Source organism: Caballeronia sp. LZ001 (assembly GCF_031450875.1).
GTDB lineage: Bacteria > Pseudomonadota > Gammaproteobacteria > Burkholderiales > Burkholderiaceae > Caballeronia.
This window is the reverse complement of sequence record NZ_JARTVX010000002.1, coordinates 393,969-411,518: the sequence shown is the minus strand read 5'-3', so window position 1 is coordinate 411,518 and position 17,550 is coordinate 393,969. Positions and strand designations below refer to the sequence as shown.

20 protein-coding genes are annotated in these 17,550 nt (G+C 57.9%); 11 read left to right on the top strand and 9 right to left on the bottom strand.

All coding sequences use genetic code 11. The features are described 5' to 3' along the window. Positions 1-32: 32 nt before the first annotated feature. Complete coding sequence (locus tag P9292_RS04375; protein WP_244797521.1) at positions 33-632, bottom strand: hypothetical protein; 600 nt, start codon at positions 630-632, stop codon at positions 33-35. Between the two features lie 308 nt (positions 633-940). Between P9292_RS04375 and P9292_RS04370 the strand changes: the two genes are divergently transcribed. The 4 genes from P9292_RS04370 to P9292_RS04355 all read left to right on the top strand — a co-directional run bounded on the left by P9292_RS04370 (position 941) and on the right by P9292_RS04355 (position 3,948). Beyond that, positions 941-1,882: a tyrosine-type recombinase/integrase gene (locus P9292_RS04370; protein ID WP_244797522.1), complete on the top strand. Its 942-nt coding sequence runs from the start codon at positions 941-943 to the stop codon at positions 1,880-1,882. Positions 1,883-2,329: 447 nt separating this feature from the next. Continuing rightward, positions 2,330-2,668, top strand: coding sequence for a hypothetical protein (locus P9292_RS04365; protein WP_244797523.1), 339 nt, complete (start codon positions 2,330-2,332; stop codon positions 2,666-2,668). A 79-nt stretch (positions 2,669-2,747) separates the two neighbouring features. Further along, the gene (locus P9292_RS04360) at positions 2,748-3,002 is read left to right on the top strand and encodes a hypothetical protein (protein ID WP_244797524.1); all 255 of its coding nucleotides are present in this window, start codon (positions 2,748-2,750) and stop codon (positions 3,000-3,002) included. A 523-nt stretch (positions 3,003-3,525) separates the two neighbouring features. Further along, positions 3,526-3,948, top strand: coding sequence for a hypothetical protein (locus P9292_RS04355; RefSeq protein WP_244797525.1), 423 nt, complete (start codon positions 3,526-3,528; stop codon positions 3,946-3,948). A gap of 41 nt (positions 3,949-3,989) precedes the next feature. On the opposite strand, the gene P9292_RS04350 is transcribed toward P9292_RS04355, so the two are convergent. Further along, positions 3,990-4,481, bottom strand: a complete 492-nt coding sequence (locus tag P9292_RS04350; protein WP_244797526.1) for a hypothetical protein — start codon at positions 4,479-4,481, stop codon at positions 3,990-3,992. A 29-nt stretch (positions 4,482-4,510) separates the two neighbouring features. After that, complete coding sequence (locus tag P9292_RS04345) at positions 4,511-5,368, bottom strand: SprT-like domain-containing protein (RefSeq protein ID WP_244797527.1); 858 nt, start codon at positions 5,366-5,368, stop codon at positions 4,511-4,513. Positions 5,369-5,513: 145 nt separating this feature from the next. Between P9292_RS04345 and P9292_RS04340 the strand changes: the two genes are divergently transcribed. From P9292_RS04340 to P9292_RS04320, 5 genes are all read left to right on the top strand, one after another. Then, positions 5,514-6,230 (top strand): DsbC family protein, encoded by a 717-nt coding sequence (locus P9292_RS04340; protein ID WP_244797528.1) that lies wholly within the window; start codon positions 5,514-5,516, stop codon positions 6,228-6,230. Positions 6,231-6,395: 165 nt separating this feature from the next. Beyond that, the gene (gene traW, locus P9292_RS04335) at positions 6,396-7,025 is read left to right on the top strand and encodes a type-F conjugative transfer system protein TraW (protein ID WP_011876026.1); all 630 of its coding nucleotides are present in this window, start codon (positions 6,396-6,398) and stop codon (positions 7,023-7,025) included. Then, the gene (locus P9292_RS04330) at positions 7,022-8,059 is read left to right on the top strand and encodes a TraU family protein (protein WP_011876027.1); all 1,038 of its coding nucleotides are present in this window, start codon (positions 7,022-7,024) and stop codon (positions 8,057-8,059) included. Before traW ends, P9292_RS04330 begins: the two co-directional genes overlap by 4 nt. After that, positions 8,007-8,738, top strand: a complete 732-nt coding sequence (trbC, locus tag P9292_RS04325; RefSeq protein WP_244797529.1) for a type-F conjugative transfer system pilin assembly protein TrbC — start codon at positions 8,007-8,009, stop codon at positions 8,736-8,738. The genes P9292_RS04330 and trbC overlap by 53 nt, the downstream gene beginning before the upstream one ends. A gap of 100 nt (positions 8,739-8,838) precedes the next feature. Next, entirely contained in the window at positions 8,839-9,612 is a 774-nt protein-coding gene (locus P9292_RS04320) for a hypothetical protein (protein ID WP_011876029.1), read from the top strand. 100 nt (positions 9,613-9,712) lie between these two features. On the opposite strand, the gene P9292_RS04315 is transcribed toward P9292_RS04320, so the two are convergent. Both P9292_RS04315 and P9292_RS04310 read right to left on the bottom strand, forming a co-directional pair. Next, positions 9,713-9,955: a hypothetical protein gene (locus P9292_RS04315; protein WP_014194380.1), complete on the bottom strand. Its 243-nt coding sequence runs from the start codon at positions 9,953-9,955 to the stop codon at positions 9,713-9,715. A gap of 249 nt (positions 9,956-10,204) precedes the next feature. Beyond that, positions 10,205-10,480: a hypothetical protein gene (locus P9292_RS04310; protein WP_011876030.1), complete on the bottom strand. Its 276-nt coding sequence runs from the start codon at positions 10,478-10,480 to the stop codon at positions 10,205-10,207. Between the two features lie 139 nt (positions 10,481-10,619). On the opposite strand from P9292_RS04310, the gene P9292_RS04305 reads away from it, so the two are divergent. Further along, a complete protein-coding gene (locus tag P9292_RS04305; protein WP_244797531.1) occupies positions 10,620-11,486 on the top strand; it encodes a hypothetical protein in 867 nt (288 codons plus the stop codon). A gap of 93 nt (positions 11,487-11,579) precedes the next feature. Here the strand turns inward: P9292_RS04305 and ssb are convergent, their stop codons facing one another. The 3 genes from ssb to P9292_RS04290 all read right to left on the bottom strand — a co-directional run bounded on the left by ssb (position 11,580) and on the right by P9292_RS04290 (position 13,531). Continuing rightward, positions 11,580-12,101 carry a single-stranded DNA-binding protein gene (gene ssb, locus P9292_RS04300; protein ID WP_244797532.1) on the bottom strand — a complete coding sequence of 174 codons (522 nt, stop codon included), beginning with the start codon at positions 12,099-12,101 and terminating at the stop codon, positions 11,580-11,582. Between the two features lie 195 nt (positions 12,102-12,296). Next, the gene (locus P9292_RS04295) at positions 12,297-13,202 is read right to left on the bottom strand and encodes a recombination-associated protein RdgC (protein WP_244797533.1); all 906 of its coding nucleotides are present in this window, start codon (positions 13,200-13,202) and stop codon (positions 12,297-12,299) included. Between the two features lie 62 nt (positions 13,203-13,264). Beyond that, positions 13,265-13,531 carry a hypothetical protein gene (locus P9292_RS04290; RefSeq protein ID WP_244797534.1) on the bottom strand — a complete coding sequence of 89 codons (267 nt, stop codon included), beginning with the start codon at positions 13,529-13,531 and terminating at the stop codon, positions 13,265-13,267. Between the two features lie 932 nt (positions 13,532-14,463). Here P9292_RS04290 and ligA point away from each other — a divergent pair. Continuing rightward, positions 14,464-16,482 carry an NAD-dependent DNA ligase LigA gene (gene ligA / locus P9292_RS04285; RefSeq protein WP_309958123.1) on the top strand — a complete coding sequence of 673 codons (2,019 nt, stop codon included), beginning with the start codon at positions 14,464-14,466 and terminating at the stop codon, positions 16,480-16,482. Positions 16,483-16,698: 216 nt separating this feature from the next. On the opposite strand, the gene P9292_RS04280 is transcribed toward ligA, so the two are convergent. Then, entirely contained in the window at positions 16,699-17,445 is a 747-nt protein-coding gene (locus P9292_RS04280) for a hypothetical protein (RefSeq protein ID WP_244797535.1), read from the bottom strand. Positions 17,446-17,550 lie beyond the last annotated feature (105 nt).

The following is a 17,550-nucleotide window of genomic DNA, read 5'->3' as shown; positions in this document are numbered from 1 at the left end:
TTTAGGTTGGTTAGGAAGAAACGACTTTCAGGTCATTCGCGAACGTGGCCGAGCGCCTTGCTGATGCCCGAAAGCGCGGGTGAGAGCCTGTTCCAGTCGTAGCCTCCTTCTGCTTCCGAAAGAACATTGATCTCGTGAACCGCAAGCATCGCTGCATGCTGCTCAGGAAAGAGCGTTGCAAACAGATCAGCGGGAGCACCGGCTAGCAGCGCAGAAAGCTGGTTGATCACCTCCTGAATCACGGCGTTCCCGTCGCGCATTTGCGAAAGGGATTGCAATCCCGCCGATAGCTCGCCCCGATGCTTCTCGAAGTTGTCCCCAAGCGGCACAGGGAGGTCGGGCTTCAGGAAAACCCTTTGCGGGAACTTTAGAAAGTGGGCATCACCTTCGAAATCCTGTGCGACGAAGGCGTCCCCGACCCAGCGACCAGCGGCGATGTTCTCTTCGTTGAAGCGCGTCGACATCTCCATCCCGGTCCGATCGAACCAGTCAAGAAACAGCACGTCAGTCCCGTCGATGCCAGCCGGCTCGGCGACCTGAACTTTCGCCAACGTGTCATTGATAAGAACGTGCTCGACGGACGCAGCCATTGCCAGGACTTGTGCCACAACTGCGGAAATTTGCTTGCTCATCGGTTATCTCCGTGGAAAGTTGAACGTGCGGCAGGAGATGCTTTCCAGGAAGACGTACGCATGAGGCCGATCTGCGTAGAAAGAAGATTACGGCGTCGGTCAACCGGCGCGTCGGTTTCGATCTGGCATTTTCAACATGGTTTTACTCCGGAGCACTATGGCGTCACGTCGCAAATGTGATTAGTATTTGAGCAACTCCAATGGCGCAGCTAACAGTCGGCGCTTTCCGTACCCACGACATATCCATGCCCCAGATGACACAGTCAAGTCTGTTCCCTACAGCGCCTTCAGAGTGGGAGGCCGATCCCATGAAGGCGTTCGAAAACTGGTTGCGGAGTCTACAAACCGGCCGACTGGGTTCGCCCGAGCTAGACACGTCCACGGCTGATATTTACAGGGTGCAATGGCGTAAGTTCGTGGATTTCTTGTCAGATCGACACGTACGTCTAAGCCGATTGAGCGCAGCAGACATCAGCCTGTTCCTTGAAGGGCTACCAGATAACAGAAGCCAGAGAGACCGATATAGAAAGCTGATCGAGCGCGCACTGACAGCGATGTATGACGGCAAGCCCCCTCGGGGCTTCCTGAATCCGGCAGCCGTTGCAATGAAGGAGGCCGGCGCAGCCTGGAAAGCGGTAGAAGGTAACCGCCCAACCGGTTTCCTGTCGCCGACGGAGCGGGAGATGCTCGTTGCGCATCTGGTGTCCCCGATCTCAGCTCCGGATCAGATGTCCAGATGGCGTGAGCTTCGGGACCGAACCATCGTAGCAACCTTTCTCGGAGCCGGGCTGAAGGTATCTGAGGCCGCGGGGCTGACTGTTAGCTGCATGCCGACCAAGGGTGAGCCGTGGCTGCAAGTCGACAAGAAAGAGTCTCGCTACTCACACAGGACGATGCCGGAGCCGTTTGCGGTGGGCCTGCTGCGACGCTGGTTTGCGGAGCGTACAAGCGGTCTGAACGAGGGTGGCACGCAGTCAACGACACTGTTTCCGGGTCAGGTGGACGGCGGCCCTATGCACTCTGTGACGATGTTGCGGATCACGGAAGCCATTGTCTGTGCGAGCGGGGTCGCCGACGTGCGGCCGGAGCGGGCCAGCCCTCAGACCATGCGCAACTCGTTCGTTGCTGGGATGTTCGAGTCCGGGGCGAGCACAGTCGCTGTAAGCGAGAGTCTCGGCTTCGCACTGATTACTGCGGAACGAATGAAGGTTGCATGGAGCAAGTGGAAGCAGGCTTCTGAGCGGCGGTAGTCGGCGCGGCGGTGGACGCCCACAAACCAAAAAGCCTGCCCTTTTTAAGGGGCAGGCCTCGTGGTCGCAAGTTCAACCTTTCGGTTGTTTCCCAACTTCAGGAGATCCGCCACAACGCCTGGCGAGCCAAGCATCGGAGGGATGGGGGAGCAGCGTCGCCGCTGCCATGTGAAAGATTAGACCAAATCCCCGACGTGGGCGCAAGCACCTTTACTCCGGGGTTAGCGAATGCGCGGCACCGCTAGAGTCAGCACAGCAATACTATGTCGGAAAACCGTTGCCGAGTAAAACTATGTCGAAAAAGCGGGATACGACCGTCCACGTATTTTCGACATAGTCTTGCTCCAAAACCCTTGCTATATGCGTACGCTTTAAGTATCTGATTGATACTGATAAAATATCAACACGATATCTTACCGACAAGGCTACTGCATGCGTCTGATCCTAATGCTGCTCGTCGCGGGCTGCGGCTATCACTTCGTCTCGAACGCCCTGGACGATCGCAATCCGACGGCTGCCGCGCCGGAATCGAAGGTTTCGTCAAACGGCGCATCGGTCGAGTCGATGCTGAACTGGGTTGATGCTGCGAAGACCTTCCTGGCAGGCGCGAAGACGCAGGCAAGTTCCATAGCCGATGAGGCGACCAGCGCGCTGCCGCGTGAGACCCAGTCCCGGCTTTCGCATGCCACGCAGACGGCATCTGACAAGTTACACCTTCGAGGCGCTGGCTGCGGCGAGCCCGACGCAACCGGTAACCTCCGTTATTGCTTCAATGAGCAGCGGTAAAGCACGTGCGCAACTCAGAACTTCTTCAAGTGACACTGAGGGCCCTAGTCGACGCGGACACCCCGTGTAGCCGTGAGTCATGCTCTTTGTTTTTCCGCCGTTGCTTGCCCTCCGACCGACGAAAAAAATCCCCCGCGCGTCGAGCCGGGGGATTCTGACTTTTACTTCAGTTCGTTCGTTCATCTATCTGCGCATTCACACACAGGCCTACGACAAGCAGCAACAAAATGGCATGGCGATTCAGCGCTGCGATGAGGCTGTTCAAACCGGCCGCATCGACAATCCCAGCTCGCGTCCGGGGATGCAAACACAAGACCGCCAAAACTACGAATGACCCTGGCATCGCAAGAAAGGTCGCGAGAGCAAGTTTTTTCATGGTGACTGTTCCGTTATCTTATTGAACGGATATGTTCCACGCACGAAAATAACCGCCGGCCCCTGCTGTCGACCAACCCACCCACCGATACAAGCGCCGGGAGCGGTTTCTTGTCCCGCGTGCGTCATCACCTCCTGCAAGACAACCTGACAGGAGAAACCGATGCATTTTCCCGACCTTACGCTGCCTCCGATCAACCTATGGAACGTTCCCAGGCGGCACGAGCCAATCACCGCTCGGACTGTTCCATCTACCGGCGCGCAGCACGCCGTTCGTCAGCATGTGAAGGGCGACTCCCATATCGCCGCTGAGATTCGCAGGCTGACGCGTTCGCGATGACCAATCCTTATATTTCACGCCCCGGATCTGAGCTTGTTCTGTTCGGGGCGTTGTTATTCCCGCCTGTTAACCATTCCAGCACGCAAGGACTTTTAACCCCGGAGCAGACGCTTCCGAACGCTCAACAACAGGAGAATGAAATATGCCAATCAATTCGCTTAGCGCCGCAGGAAAGAGTGCAACGGTCGCAGCCGCGGAAGTTCTCCGCGATCTCACTCGCAACACCAGCAAGGGCAGGGATGAACGACTTGAGGCCGTTATAGAAAAGGGACTGTCCGGCGATCCGTGGGCTTTTTGCGGATTGATCGACCAGCTAAGGGCCGTGCATCTCAACGCCTGTGGCAAGGTCAAATCGGCCGCAATGGATGCAATACGCAAGCTGGAGCCATCTTCTCTGGACACAGACGCCGAGATCCAGGCAGTCGGTATCGCGAACGTCACGAGTGTCGGCAACGAAAATGTCTACCTTGAAAAAAATGGCGTCTCCTACTACTTCAAGCCCGCGTGCAACGAGCGATTCCGCGAAGGCCTTCACGATTTTAGCCGCGAGGTCGTTTTCGGATGAACCCTTGTATGTGCAATGCGCTATACGCATTGCACATAGACCTAACCAGCAGTAGCCCCGGCGTGCACCCGGGGCTTTTTTCCGCCCTCGATCCACGCATCGACGAGTGCAGGTTGTGCAAGATTATTGGTTTCGGATCGATGGGTTTCTGCGGCTGAGATCAGAGCGCGGTAGTAACTCGCGTCTTCACCGTTCTCAAGGCTACAAAAGACTCTTCGTTCACACTCCTCGAAGCGGGCGGCTGTTATGTCTGCCCCAAGCTCCCAGCACATTGAGCCGAATCTGACCAGGGCGGCGCCGAGCGGTCGACCGCGCTCGCCGATTATCTCGACCCAGTCAATCTGACCGACGATTTCGTCGTCGTCGATCGCATCAGCCAGACTGCGCTCCCAGAGCGCCTCAATGTAGTCGATTGACATGACTGTCGTTGCCACGTCGGCGCGACAGGGAACCAGCTCGAGCTTCACCGTCACTCGGCGATTCCCATCGCCCACGCCGATCCATCCTCGCATGTGCACGGCCATGGCTGTCATTTTCCTCACCTTTGTCATCGTTGTTTTAATCAGCCGCGCTGCTCGAAGGGCTTGTTACAGTCGTTGCAGTTCGCGTTCAGGCCAGTGCTACTCCAGATATTCCGCCCACAGCCAGCGCATGAGTATTTCACCCGGTTGCTGCTGTTCGATCTGCCGCCCGACGAGCTTCCGGTGCCAACCACTCCCGCGATTTCGAGGCCATTTTCCATCGGTATTGGCGAAAAGACTGGAAGCTCGACAGACGCGCCATCTAGCTTGCTGCCTTCTTCCTCCGACTCTGGCTCACCCTCATCGATGTTGGACGACACTTCAATGCCACGGCTTCCCGTGGCCACAGCGAGTTTGGCAGGCACCGCCACTGTTCCAGCGTATGCGTAGTCTTTTCCGGAGAGCTGCGGATATCGATCAAACCAAATGATCCCGAACGAATGCGTCAGCAGTTCCTTGCACACCTTAATGAACGGTCCATCAGGCACGACGTAGTGGGACATCTTTTCGCCAACAGCTTTTCCGCCAGGACTACCAGTCGAGCTTGGCTGAAGACCGATCGACTGCATCTTGCTACTCCACTGCTTGTCGTGATAACAGCGGCGCGGTGGCGTCCCTGCGTATTCTCGCCACTGATGACATTGCTCGTGAGCCAAAGTCGACAAAACGTCCTCGACAGGGCGTGAACTAAACAGGGCCGGATTTAGGTTTATTTCGTCAGTGATATCGCTCGTTCGGTTCACGAAACGCTGCGGTGAAAAGTGACCGAACGACCGCCCGGTGCGATTCAACGTGATAAGGCACCCCCGCAACTCGCCATTGAAAAGGCGTTCATTGAAGAAGTCATAGGCGAACTGAAGCGCCTCATACGCTTCTTTCGTTGGTTTCAGCTCGCGCATCACCCGCGTCCCGTTAGTGATATCCACCCCGAAATTTTAAAATACAATGGACGTACACGCACGTGTTATGTATCTAAAAGCTTGACTATCGCTAACACGTACACGTAACATCCGGAACGGCACGTTCAATAACTGAGGGATTTCCATGAAGAAGTTTGCTGCTGCACTCCTGCTGGCTGGCCTGTCGGTCGCTGCATTCGCGTCGCCCGAAACGGACAGCGTTCTCGCGACGCTCAAGTCGAAGTATCCGAATACAAACTTCACGTCGATCGAGGCCTCGCCGCTGCCGGGCATCTACGAGCTGACGATGGGCAAAAACATTGCCTACTCGGACAAGGAAGGTCATTACTTCCTGTTCGGTAGCCTCTACGACATGGAAAAGCGTCAGGATCTGACCGCGCCGAAGCGCGAAGCGGCGAGCAAGATCGACGTGAGCAAGCTGCCGCTGAAAGACGCGATCGTGCGCGTGAAGGGCAAAGGCACGCGCAAGCTGTACCTCTTCACGGACCCCGACTGCCCGTTCTGCAAGGAACTCGAGCGCGATACCCTGCCGAAGCTCGACGACGTGACGATCTACACGTTCATGTTCCCCCTCGATTCGCTGCATCCGCAGGCACGCGCGAAATCGGAATCGATCTGGTGTCTGCCCGAGAAAGAGCGCGGTGCCGCCTGGGACAAGCTGCTGACCACCGGCACGCCGCCGGCATTGGCGAAGTGCGACAACCCGCTGGCAGAGCTGTCGTCGCTGGGTGACAGCCTCGGTGTCCGTGGCACGCCGACGATGTTCAGCGAAGACGGGCGCATCCTGCCGGGCGCGGCAGCGCCGGAGCGTATCGACGCATTCCTGAACGCAGGCAAGTAAGTAGGCGTGGCGCTTTGCCTCCGTTACGCCGAGAGACGGTGTGACGACAACAACCGCGGCCGGATCTACGGCTGCGGTTTCAGCGTTTGAAACGCTCAGGCCCAGCGCCTCGTTTCCGCTGCAACCGCTTAGCGCCATTACAGTGCAACGCCAATCGGAGCCGAAATGAAGTTGAAACGCATCATTCCATGCGTCGTCGGCCTTTCTCTGTCGTTGTTCGCATCCCTGTCGCCCGCCGAAGACCTCGGCAACTATGGCAATACCTGGAGCATCCAGGAGCAGGACGCGATCGACATGATCAAGGGTCGTCTGACCCAGATGGAGAAGAAGGGCCAGTTGAAGAAATTCTGGGAAGACTACAGGCAGAAGCAGCTCTCGAACCTGGAAAATCCCAAGCCGCTTCCGGGCATCACAACAGCCACCGGCCCACGTGTATGGACGTTCGATCCGACGTACACGTACCCGGACAACGTCAAGGACCATCTGGGCAATATCCTCGTACCCGCCGGTACGAAGATCAATCCGCTCGACTATACGGCGCTGTCGAAGTCGATCGTGTTCATCGACGGCCGCGACGAGCGGCAGGTCGCCTATGCGAAGAAGCGGATCGACGCGAATCCCCGCGATAAAGTCGTTCTCGTCGCCGGGTCGTTCCTGAAGCTCGACCGCGCGTGGCACAGACCGGTCTATTTCGATCAGCAAGGCATTCTCGTCCACCACTTCGGTATCAAGCGCGTGCCGGCCGTCCTCTCCCAGAAGGGGAAACTGTTGCAGATCGAGGAGTTCGCACCGTGAAGAAAATCCTTCTGGCCTTCAGTCTCGTCTTCGGCCTGTTCTTCACGGCGTCATCGGCAAACGCCGACGATCTCTGTCAGGGCAAATTTCCGAATCTGATCACCGATGTCTGCTGGTCCTGCGTGATGCCGATCAAGCTGTTCGGCAGCATGACTTTGCTCTCCAGCGGGCAGGAGGACTTCGACTCAGGCAGCGGCAAGGCATTCTGCTTCTGCCAGAACCCGCCCAAGGTCGGCATCCCTACGTCGTTCTGGGAATTCGACATGATGACCGACGTGACGGCCGTCCCCGGCTGTTTTCCGCTGCTCGGCGGGGTACGCGTCAGCACAGGCGTGAACGCAGATGCCTTCGGGCAGGTATCGGATGACCAGTCCGGGGAGATTGGCGAGACCCGCGCTTCGTTTATGCAGGTGAACCTTTACATCAATCCCGCAATGTACGTGCTCGGCGCAATCCTCGACGACACGTGCATGGACCAACGCGGCATCGACATCCCGTGGGTATCGTTTGCCGATCCTACCCACAACGATGACGAGCTGGCCGGCATCATCACGCCTTACGCGTTCCCATTCGGGGGGATGCTGGCAATCGGGGCGATGTCTGCGGACGCTGTGGCGGCCACCGCCGGATTTCCGCTGCAATCGATCTTCTGGGCGGCAGGCACTTACGGGCATATGTATCCGCTCACGGGCAACAACGAAGCGCACATGAGCAACGAGCAGAGCGCGCGACTTCAAACCACCCGGATACTCGCCAAGCTGCACGCGGCCGGCACCCAGTATTCGGCCTTTGGTGATGACGCGATGTGCGGCTACTACCCGCAGATCATCATGGACAAACGGCAGTACAAGTTCACGCGCCTGTACCCCATTCCGCAGACGGCGAAGATCAACGGCCGGTGTTGCGATCCGATCGGACGCTCCACCATTCTTACCCAAACGAACACTGAACTGCCCATGCCGGGCTGGAGGGATTTCGGATATGCGATTTTCCGCAAACGCGATTGTTGCGGCGGCGCTATTGCTGGCCAGTAGTGTGACCGCGATCTCGGCAGGCGCGCAGTCGCTGCAAATGCCGTCAGATGCGCAGATCCGCGCGCAGATGGCCAAGCAGCAACAGGATGCCTCCGCCGTCCTTGCCCAGAAGGTCGTGCCCGTGAAACCGGGCACGTTCAAGGCCGACGTGCCTGTGATCAAGGCTCCGCCACCGGTCAGGACGCAAAGCCTCGACGAGGTCATGCAGCAGTATGCCGAGGCGAAAAAGGGGCCGCAAATCAAGCGCGGTGCGAGCGACCTCATCATCTTCGTGTCGTTCTCGATGCCGAAAGAGGTGCTCACGGAACTCGCGCGGCAAGCGCGGGCGAGCGGGGCGGTGATGGTGGTTCGCGGGTTCAAGGATGGCTCACTGATGGAGACCAAACGTGCTGCACTCGAGGTGAACCGAGCTGGCGCCCCATGGGAAATTCACCCGGAGCTCTTCAAGGCATTCAAGGTGAAGACTGTGCCGACCTTTGTGGTGGCGAACGCTGAGGCCGAGTCCGTGCTCGACGACGGCTGCTCACCCGAGGCGAGCTATTCCTCAGTGTCGGGCGATATCTCCGTGGACGTGGCACTCGACACGATCCGACGGCGAGCCCAGCCTGCGATCGCCAAGATGGCTGAGAATCGGATCGCGATGATCCGTGCGCGCAACCAGCAGGGATCGTTGCACTGAGTGCCGCCAACGCCCCCGGTCCTGATGCCAGGGCAGGGGGAATTGTGCTTCCAAGGCGCCCATGGGGCCTACTCATTCAAGTGGAAAAACGAGGTACTCAATGTTGAAAAAACTCGCCTTTCTGGTCGCGGCTTCGACCCTCTCGATGGCCGCGGTTGCCGCAAGCACGACGGTGATCAAGTCACCCTTCTCGGGAATCGTGCCCGACTCATCCGTTCTGCCAGCAGTCAAGCAGATCAACGGCATTGACGGCGTCAAGGCTGGCGATGCGCGGTCCGCCTCTGCCGGCAAAGCCCTGGTCAATGTCACAGTATCCACGAAGACGACAACAGCGTTCGTCGAAGTCGTGCGCGAAGTGTCGCTCACGACCGGCGATGCGACGCTTACGCTGAGACCCGGTGCCAGAATTGCTCCGGCCGCTCGTCTCGTTGACGCGAACGGGAAGCTCTTCTATCTCGTGAAGACCGACCGGAACACGAGCTCGTTCTTCAAGACCAACCGGTTCTTCGCCGTGACGGAAGAAGGCGCGGTGCTGGACCATGCGTTCAGCGCCACCGGCGATACCTACGAGGCTCGCGAGACGGTATCAGTGACACCGGGCGACATGGTCGTTACGACGAAACTCACGACCGGGCCGGCGCTTTGCGGCCTGACCGCGGTCTATCTTGGCGGCAGTGAGGGGGTGGCCAAGTTTCGCGTCTTGCGCACGTCGAGCGATGGCCGCGTGACTGCGGAGCACGAACGCGCGTTCGCGAGCGATCTCAAGTTCATCAACCTGTCCGGCACGGACTTGACGATCGACAAAATCGACGCTGACGCGGTGCGAGTGAAGGTGCGTGGCCTGGATCAGCCGAGCTGTACGGGCACGATCTAGTTTCGGGTCGCAGCCACGCGCGAGGGGTACGACGCCCCGGCACCCGACGGTCCAGCAAAAGAAAAAGGCGGCACGGATGAAGTCCGTTGCCGCCTTTGTGCTATTTAGCGACTAGCGGCTCTGCCTCCGCGAGTTGCCTGAAAACATCAGCCAACTGGCTGAACACCGTTCGATCGCTGGGCAGCTCGATCAAGCACGTACCCAGTTTCCCACGCGACGTAATTGGCTGAACCTGAACAGCGCCAGCCGTCTCGCGTATCACCACGCCCGCCGATTTGAACGTCCCGTTGCGCCCCGTGAAAAGGCCCAGTTTCGGATACTTGACTGCCTGCTCGTTTGTCATTGCTTGCTCCTGTTTGAGTCGAGGGTGCGATTACCTTGCAGGAACGTTATGCGCCCCAGACTCACGTAAAAGAAAGGCCCGAATCCGATGGATTCGAGCCTTCACTGCATTAGTCATCGTCGCCCGAGAGATCCTCCGAGTCATGCGGCTCGATCTCTTTGCGACACGACGGACAGCGATCGTTGCATGCGCAACTCCACTTGTCGGTCCATTTTTCCCCGCACGTGCATTCGTAGTGGTTCAGGAACGTCATACGGCAGGCTCCTGTTCAGCGCTCTCCAGCTTGGAGCGGAGTGCATCCCATTCCTGTACGGTGACCCGCCGACGATGCTGCTCGTGCACCTCCCCGTTCACTACATGCCGATACTTCACGATGAAGAATCCGGGCGTGACGCTCGGCGTGCCTTCACATTCGTACAGGTTGAACCCGAAAGCATCGGTGCGCTTGGCCGTCACAACCTGCGACCGGAACATCCAGTTGCGAAATGCGATCAGAACCAGTTTGAGAAATTGCAGGAATTCCATGATCATCTCCGAGTTGATGCCAAGCCCTTGCGTTGGCTTGGTCTCAGGAGATGCGAATCAGGCAAGCTGAAAATCAGAGGCCGCTCGCGCGTACGCTACGGCAGGACGACGCACGGCGGCTGCAAGGTGATGGGCGTGCGTGGCAACAATCAATCATCGTGAAGTTGCGCAACAAAAATGCGGGAGTGATATGGATGAACGGCTGAAGCAGTTTATGGATGATTCTGAGCGAATTCGAGCTCACCTACGGGATTTCTCGGTGACGATCGTGACGATGACCGCGGAGCCGAAACCGGCTGCCATAGGTTCAGGGACACTCGTGAAAATCGGCGAGCGCTACGGCATCTTTACCGCCGCCCACGTCGTCCGCGACGTTCCGAAGGAACGATTCTGCCTGGTCTTCGCGGAACGGCAGGAGGGGCTCAATGCCTTTATTAGTAGCGTACGTCTCGAAGGAGGACGCACGTACCCGGACGGGACCTCTGATCTCCTCGACGTGGCCTTCCTCGAGCTGAGCGCAGAGGGCGTGGAGACTGTCGGACGACATAAGCAGTTCCTGCCCGAGAGCCGAATCGAGGTCGGTACAGCTTATCGCGATGCACGCTTCGTGGCGTATGGCACCCCGCGAGCGCTCCTCACTGGCCGCGAGAAGCAACTTGAAGCTAAGCCACTCTTCTATGTGACAGAAGCTACCAACGTTCGTGTGAACGGTCGAACCGTCGCCGATCATATCTTTCTGGAATATCCGGAAACTGAGAATATTCACCTTACTGACGGTTCCGTGTTCGGCCTGACGCCCAAAGAAGGCAGACTGGTCGCGGACCCTGCTGGAATCAGCGGCGGTGGGATCTGGACACCACGCCTTGAGGGCGGTGATTACTCGCAACCGGAAACGTTCGTTCTAGTCGGCGTTCTTACTAGCTTTACCCCCGAAGTCCGCCACATCGTTGGTAACCAAATACAGCACGCCCTTAAGGTTGCAAACAAGGCTATTGAGCGGGATTGACCGCCGTCCCGGGGACGAAGGAGCAAGCGCACAGCACGCTCCTTCTCCCCCAATACTACTGCCTTATGGACTTTCTACGTCAATGGCCACGAATCAAAACGGAATGGAGTCGTCGTAAGAATCAGAATCATTTCTGGAAGGCTGGCCGCGATTTTGACCATTATTTTGCTGATAGCCGCCTTGGCCACGACCTTGACCTGCACTGCCGGCACCTCGGCTGCCCTGATGTCCACCCTGGTTATCCCCACCACGGTCCTGATCCGAGTGTCCACCACCTTCACCTCGACCACCCAGCATCTGCATCTGCTCCGCGACGATTTCGGTCGAGTAACGATCCGAACCGTCTTGAGCCTGATACTTGCGTGTGCGAATACGACCCTCGATATAGACAGACGAGCCCTTCTTCAAGTACTCCGAAACGATCTCCGCTAAACGGCCAAAAAACGAGACGCGGTGCCACTCGGTGGCATCGCGCATCTCGCCCGACTGCTTGTCCTTGTATCGATCAGTGGTTGCGAGACGGATGTTGGCGACTGCATCGCCACTGGGAAGGTAACGCACTTCTGGATCTGCGCCGAGATTCCCGACGAGAATGACTTTATTGACTGACGCCATTTCTGGTGTCTCCTTTCCAAACCCCAAAGTGGGGATTAACGATGTGGGAGGTAGTGCACACTGTCCTTACTACCACCCTCTGGGTTTCTCGATTCACTGGAACGAGACGCCAGCTTCCGACATCCAACTACGCCACATCGAAAGTAACTGCATCAATCACAAATATACATACTTTTTGGATACCTAACTACAACTTCATTCAGCCTCGTACTCAGCCTCTCCACCGAGACTTTCGACGAGATCCGGGAAGAACCGCGACAACTCAGCGGTCATGATTGCGAAGGTCGAATGGAACACTGCATCAGCATCCTCAGCATCGAGATTGATCTCTTCCATCACCGCATCGAGAAAGACAAGCTTTTTCACCTGCCCCTTGTCAGTGAGGATGAAACTGGCGCGATCATCCCAGGTCATTGCGAGCTTGGTCGGCCGCTTGCCTTCCTCGATGTGCTGGCGGATCTCGTCACGCTCAAGCGACAAGCGTGAGTATTTGACCGTAGGCTTTTCGTCTTCTGTGCCCTTGAGTTCGCAGTCACGGTCGACCGTAAAGTTGTCTGGCGCCTCACCCGATGTCAGCCAATCCGCCATGGCTTGAGCGGGCGACTGATTGGTGCGAACGAGCGAGATGGGTGCAGTGGAGGTCGTCTCAATTAGCGCGGCCACGACATCATCGGCCTTCGATGGCGTGGACGTGTTCATCGCGATCCAGCCAGACTCAGCGTTGATCCATACCTGAATTGTCGCCTGCTTTGGAAAGGCGCGAGGGAGCAGCTCCATGAGTGCCTCTTCCTTCATGTCTTTGAGCACCTTGCGGCCCGGCTTGTACCCGTTCCGCTGCTCGTAGTCCTTCGACTTCTCCGCGACGGCTTTCTTGATCGCATCCCCAGGCACCGACTTCGTTTCAATCCGAAGTGCTAGTAGCCATTGCCGCCCCAAAGCATGCACGAGCGGGCCGCGCTCCTGAGGACTGACCCACCCGGCGGATTTCTGGTCCTGGCTCCCGCATGGCTGAAACGGCCGTTTCCCGACCAGTTCCTCCAGACGCTCAGCCGTCATGTCCCACTCGCGGGTAAGTCGATAAATGTGCAGGTTTGAAAACATGGTCAGACCTTTAGGCTGGAAACATAAATTTTGAATGCCTTACGCATGACAAGGCACCCGATTCAGATGTCAATGGAGGAGGGCATCTGGGCTCCTTTGCCCATACTGTCCATGGCAGTAGCCTTCAGATGTTCAATCTCCGCAGCGATGAGTGCGCCCGCAGTGACGAGCTGCTTGATACGTGACTTGTCGGAGAGCAGGCTTTCGGACCATTCGCGCGGCCAGGCTCCCGCCACCCACTTGGTGTCACCGAACAGGAAGCAGGCCGCGAGTTTCACGAGCTCGCCTTCTTCCAATGCTGCGTCGCTTTCGATCGTGAATCCGCGCATCCTGTGGGCTGCTAGCTCCTGTGCTATCAGATCCGTCGACGATCCAGCGTGCACCCGGGAATCGTCGGAAAATCGACTTGCATCTGCCGGTCTAAGCATCGGCAGCTTCCCGCAACGGGGCGCCAACCAGAACCGCGGGTGAGATCCGTCCTAACTCCGCGTCTGTCAGTGTCTGGATCGAGATTCCAAGCCGCGTGGCAGCCTGAGATGCCGTCTCTTTCACAGCCATACGCGCTTGGCGATATGCTCGGCCGCGGTTGATCCAGTTGATCTGTTCGTCACTGATACGACCGATACCACCGCACATCGCGCAGGGCGCCTCAGCCGTGATTCGGGTCTTCCCAGATTCCGGCTCGGTCACAAACCCGCAGCATCGTTTTTTGCCTTCGCACGAAGGACAAGAATGCGTTCGCTCCATACCCGTTCACCCATAGCGATCAGTTAGACTCGCCCCTATTTGGGCTTTAACACTTGTGTATAATACTATCAGTATTCGAAACGAACGTCACCAAACAACATTTACAATGTTTCGACTCCCGACACGCGTATCCGCGCCAGCCGGATTTGTCGACCCACGCTTTCTCGGGGTCGTAGGCCCGCAACTTCTGGAAATCGGCGATAGCGCCTATGCGCTCACAAGGTTCGAACTAGGCGCTCTTCACCGTCTGTTTGTCATCACAGAGTTAGCGGACAACGGCGGACAGCCCCTGTCGTTTGCAGCCGAGCACGTGGCAACGGAAGTGTTGCGCAGATATGGAACCGATCTTGAGCCGTGCAACGCCGTTTTCGTGGAGCACTATGATCCCGGCGTTTCTTTTCGGAGCGCGGCCACTGCGTGCTGTGAACGCTTTCTTGAGTGGAACGTTACCTGGCGCAACCGCCGAGCCGTGTTTATCCAACCGAAGCCCATTTGCAGACAGGGGACGCACTGAATGACCGCCATGCCGACTGTTCATGAACAACTCGCGGAACTTCGCGAACGAGTGGCCTATCACGCCCATCGCTACTACGCACTCGACGATCCCGAGATCGCTGATCACGAATACGACGACCTCTTCCGCAAACTCGAGGGTCTGGAGGCCGCGCATCCCCATCTGATCTGCGCGGAATCGCCAACACAGCGCGTCGGAAGTGTTCCACCTGACCAATTTCACCCTGCTGCACACGCGGTACCCATGCTGTCCCTCAAGGACGGGATGACCGAGGACGAAGTCATGTCGTTTGTTGAGTCGAACGCGCGAGAACTTGGTCAGCCGGAGGAGCGGCTCGAATATTCCGGTGAGCCCAAGTACGACGGCCTGGCCGTCGGGCTGCGGTACGAACAGGGCGTCTTTGTGCGGGCAGCAACGCGTGGCGATGGTGCCGTCGGCGAGGATGTGACCGCCCAGATCAAGACGATCCGCAATATTCCGCTCCGTCTGCCGGAACCGGTCGATCTTGAAGTGCGGGGAGAGGTGGTCATGCTCAAGCGTGATTTCGCCATTGTGAACGCGCAACAAGAGGCGAGGGGGGAAAGAAAGTTCGCGAATCCCCGTAACGCCGCCGCAGGCAGCGTACGGCAGCTCGACCCGCGCGTGACGGCTGAGCGGCGGCTATCCTTCTTTGCATACGGCGCCGTCCTCCCCGATGGCTCCGCGCCGCTTGGTGTGGCCTCTCAGGTCGATCTGATCGACTGTCTGCGTCGACTTCACTTTACGATCAGTCCGCTCGCCGCTCGCGTGGTCGGAAAGTCCGGGGTCAGGGAACTCTTCGCGCGTATTGGGGCGGCCCGCGCAGACCTCCCCTTCGACATCGACGGTGTCGTCTTCAAGCTCAACGACTTCGCTGCACAAGCACAGCTCGGCTGGAACAATCGGACGCCCCGTTTCGCGATTGCCGCCAAGTATCCCGCAGAAGAGCGTACGTCAACGGTGCAACAGATCGTCATCCAGATCGGCCGGACGGGCGTGTGCACGCCAGTCGCGAAGATCGAGCCGGTATTCGTTGGAGGAGTGACTGTCTCGAGCGTGACGCTGCACAACCTCGACCAGATCCGGCTGAAAGATATCCGGGTGGGCGACACGGTGGTTGTTCGTCGTGCCGGCGACGTGATCCCTGAGATCGTGCGTACGCTCACCGAGTATCGCCCCGCGTCCACTCCGGAGTATCAGATGCCTGCTTCCTGTCCGGTGTGCTCTTCAGCCGTGCACCAGGCGGCTGGGACTGCCTTTCATGTCTGCACAGGCAATCTGCGTTGCCCAGACCAGCAACTCTATCGGCTCGCGCATTTCGCGTCCCGGCTCGCCATGAACATAGAGGGAATGGCGGAGGGCACCATCAAAGCGCTGGTCGATGCCGGACTGGTCAAACTGCCGTCCGACTTCTACACGCTTCATGCAGAGGCGATCGCCCGCCTTCCGAACTTTGCCGAGGTTTCGGCGCGGAAGCTCGTCGACGCGGTCGCGGCATCGGTCGCCCCCGAACTGCACCGATTCGTTTTCTCGCTGGGAATTCAGAACGTCGGAGAGAAGACCAGCAAGGATCTGGCTTCCGCGTTCGGGTCCTGGCAAGCTTTCCGGAACGCTACGGAGCAGGATCTATACCGTGTGAGCGATGTCGGCCCAGTCACTGTGCAGAGTGTGATGGACTTCTTCGCCGACGCAATGCTCGGCCAGGAAGCCGACAGGCTTGCGGATTTGGTCAGGCCTCGCGACACGATCAAGCGTGAAGGTGGGCCGTTATCCGGCTGTACCATCGTGCTCACGGGTACGTTGCCATCGATGACCAGAGAGGAAGCGCAACTCATGATTGAGGCTTGCGGCGGCAAAGTGTCGAGCAGCGTTTCGAAGAAGACTCACGCTGTCGTCGCAGGAGAAGCGGCGGGAACAAAACTGGAAAAAGCGACGGCGCTCGGTGTGGCTATCTGGGACGAAGCGCGTCTTCGAAGCGAGTGTGCGGCACTCGCAGACTGAGTCGGGCCAAAAAAAGGGCAAAGCCCCCGGCCGACCGGAGGCTTTGCCACACTTACGATCAGAGGGCGTCCCCTCAACATAGCGCTGCTGCATTACAGCTTAGCCTGTTCATCCTCTTCGGATCGCACCTGACAGTCGGGAATGGCGATCATCGGCTGATAAGTCAAAAATCGCCCCAAAAAAAAGCCCGCCGTACATAACGGCGGGCTTGATTGTTTAGTTGGAGACTATGGGTGCTTGCAGTTCCGACGCCTTTGCACCAACAATACTTCTCCACGCGGCATCACGTGCTGCTTTGAAGCTGTCACCCAGCAATTCACTGGTGCTGTACGGCTCGCCATTGTCGGCAGCGTTGAGAATGTCTTTCAGACCTGCTGCCAGAATGACCTCGTCGTTCGTGCTGAACCGCGCATCGAAACCGATACGTTCAGCGTCATGACGAGCGATCGCATCAAGAATCGACTGAGTCAATCCCGTCTTTCGGTAGTTGAGGTTCGTCGCCTGTGCGCTGGCCAGCAGTAGCGTTCCGAGGGCAGAGCCAAGTATCATCCCATCCGTTGTCGACGCGCTATCCGAGAATGCGTACGCGTAGCCTGGATCGGTCTTTGTAGGATCGTCTAAGGTCACCCGACGCGTCGACAACCCCTTCAAGGCGCGAGCGAAGAAATAGCCCGAACCGGCGCTATCCTGATCCCCTGTTGTAACTTGAAACTGGAGTTCCGGACGGGCGCCATACAGCGGATTGATCCGCATACCGATCGCAGCTATCGCCACGCGTTGATTCGCATATGGCGCGAGAGCGGGCAGCTTTTCGATAGCTTCCGTCGAGAACTCGGCCGAATGAAACAACGCTCCATACGCCGGCGCTCGTCGCTCATCGGCAAAAACAGGCGCGGTACCGCTGACGCCATCAATGTGTTGCTGCTCTTCGACTACTGCTTTGGGCATCCAGGTCGTTTCCATCGTGCACTCTCCTTATCACAGTTGAATTAACTTGCAGGAAGGAGATGAGGAACATTTTGCTATATCGGACTTGAGGTCACGCGACCGAGAAGAGAGACACGACAC

What these genes read in the sequence shown, in the direction of transcription:
- P9292_RS04375 (WP_244797521.1), bottom strand. Translation starts at nt 632, where the DNA reads ATGAGCAAGCAAATTTCCGCAGTTGTGGCACAAGTCCTGGCAATGGCT.
- P9292_RS04370 (WP_244797522.1), top strand. Translation starts at nt 941, where the DNA reads ATGAAGGCGTTCGAAAACTGGTTGCGGAGTCTACAAACCGGCCGACTG.
- P9292_RS04365 (WP_244797523.1), top strand. Translation starts at nt 2,330, where the DNA reads ATGCTGCTCGTCGCGGGCTGCGGCTATCACTTCGTCTCGAACGCCCTG.
- P9292_RS04360 (WP_244797524.1), top strand. Translation starts at nt 2,748, where the DNA reads ATGCTCTTTGTTTTTCCGCCGTTGCTTGCCCTCCGACCGACGAAAAAA.
- P9292_RS04355 (WP_244797525.1), top strand. Translation starts at nt 3,526, where the DNA reads ATGCCAATCAATTCGCTTAGCGCCGCAGGAAAGAGTGCAACGGTCGCA.
- P9292_RS04350 (WP_244797526.1), bottom strand. Translation starts at nt 4,481, where the DNA reads ATGACAGCCATGGCCGTGCACATGCGAGGATGGATCGGCGTGGGCGAT.
- P9292_RS04345 (WP_244797527.1), bottom strand. Translation starts at nt 5,368, where the DNA reads ATGCGCGAGCTGAAACCAACGAAAGAAGCGTATGAGGCGCTTCAGTTC.
- P9292_RS04340 (WP_244797528.1), top strand. Translation starts at nt 5,514, where the DNA reads ATGAAGAAGTTTGCTGCTGCACTCCTGCTGGCTGGCCTGTCGGTCGCT.
- traW (WP_011876026.1), top strand. Translation starts at nt 6,396, where the DNA reads ATGAAGTTGAAACGCATCATTCCATGCGTCGTCGGCCTTTCTCTGTCG.
- trbC (WP_244797529.1), top strand. Translation starts at nt 8,007, where the DNA reads ATGCGATTTTCCGCAAACGCGATTGTTGCGGCGGCGCTATTGCTGGCC.
- P9292_RS04320 (WP_011876029.1), top strand. Translation starts at nt 8,839, where the DNA reads ATGTTGAAAAAACTCGCCTTTCTGGTCGCGGCTTCGACCCTCTCGATG.
- P9292_RS04315 (WP_014194380.1), bottom strand. Translation starts at nt 9,955, where the DNA reads ATGACAAACGAGCAGGCAGTCAAGTATCCGAAACTGGGCCTTTTCACG.
- P9292_RS04310 (WP_011876030.1), bottom strand. Translation starts at nt 10,480, where the DNA reads ATGGAATTCCTGCAATTTCTCAAACTGGTTCTGATCGCATTTCGCAAC.
- ssb (WP_244797532.1), bottom strand. Translation starts at nt 12,101, where the DNA reads ATGGCGTCAGTCAATAAAGTCATTCTCGTCGGGAATCTCGGCGCAGAT.
- P9292_RS04295 (WP_244797533.1), bottom strand. Translation starts at nt 13,202, where the DNA reads ATGTTTTCAAACCTGCACATTTATCGACTTACCCGCGAGTGGGACATG.
- P9292_RS04290 (WP_244797534.1), bottom strand. Translation starts at nt 13,531, where the DNA reads ATGCGCGGATTCACGATCGAAAGCGACGCAGCATTGGAAGAAGGCGAG.
- ligA (WP_309958123.1), top strand. Translation starts at nt 14,464, where the DNA reads ATGACCGCCATGCCGACTGTTCATGAACAACTCGCGGAACTTCGCGAA.
- P9292_RS04280 (WP_244797535.1), bottom strand. Translation starts at nt 17,445, where the DNA reads ATGGAAACGACCTGGATGCCCAAAGCAGTAGTCGAAGAGCAGCAACAC.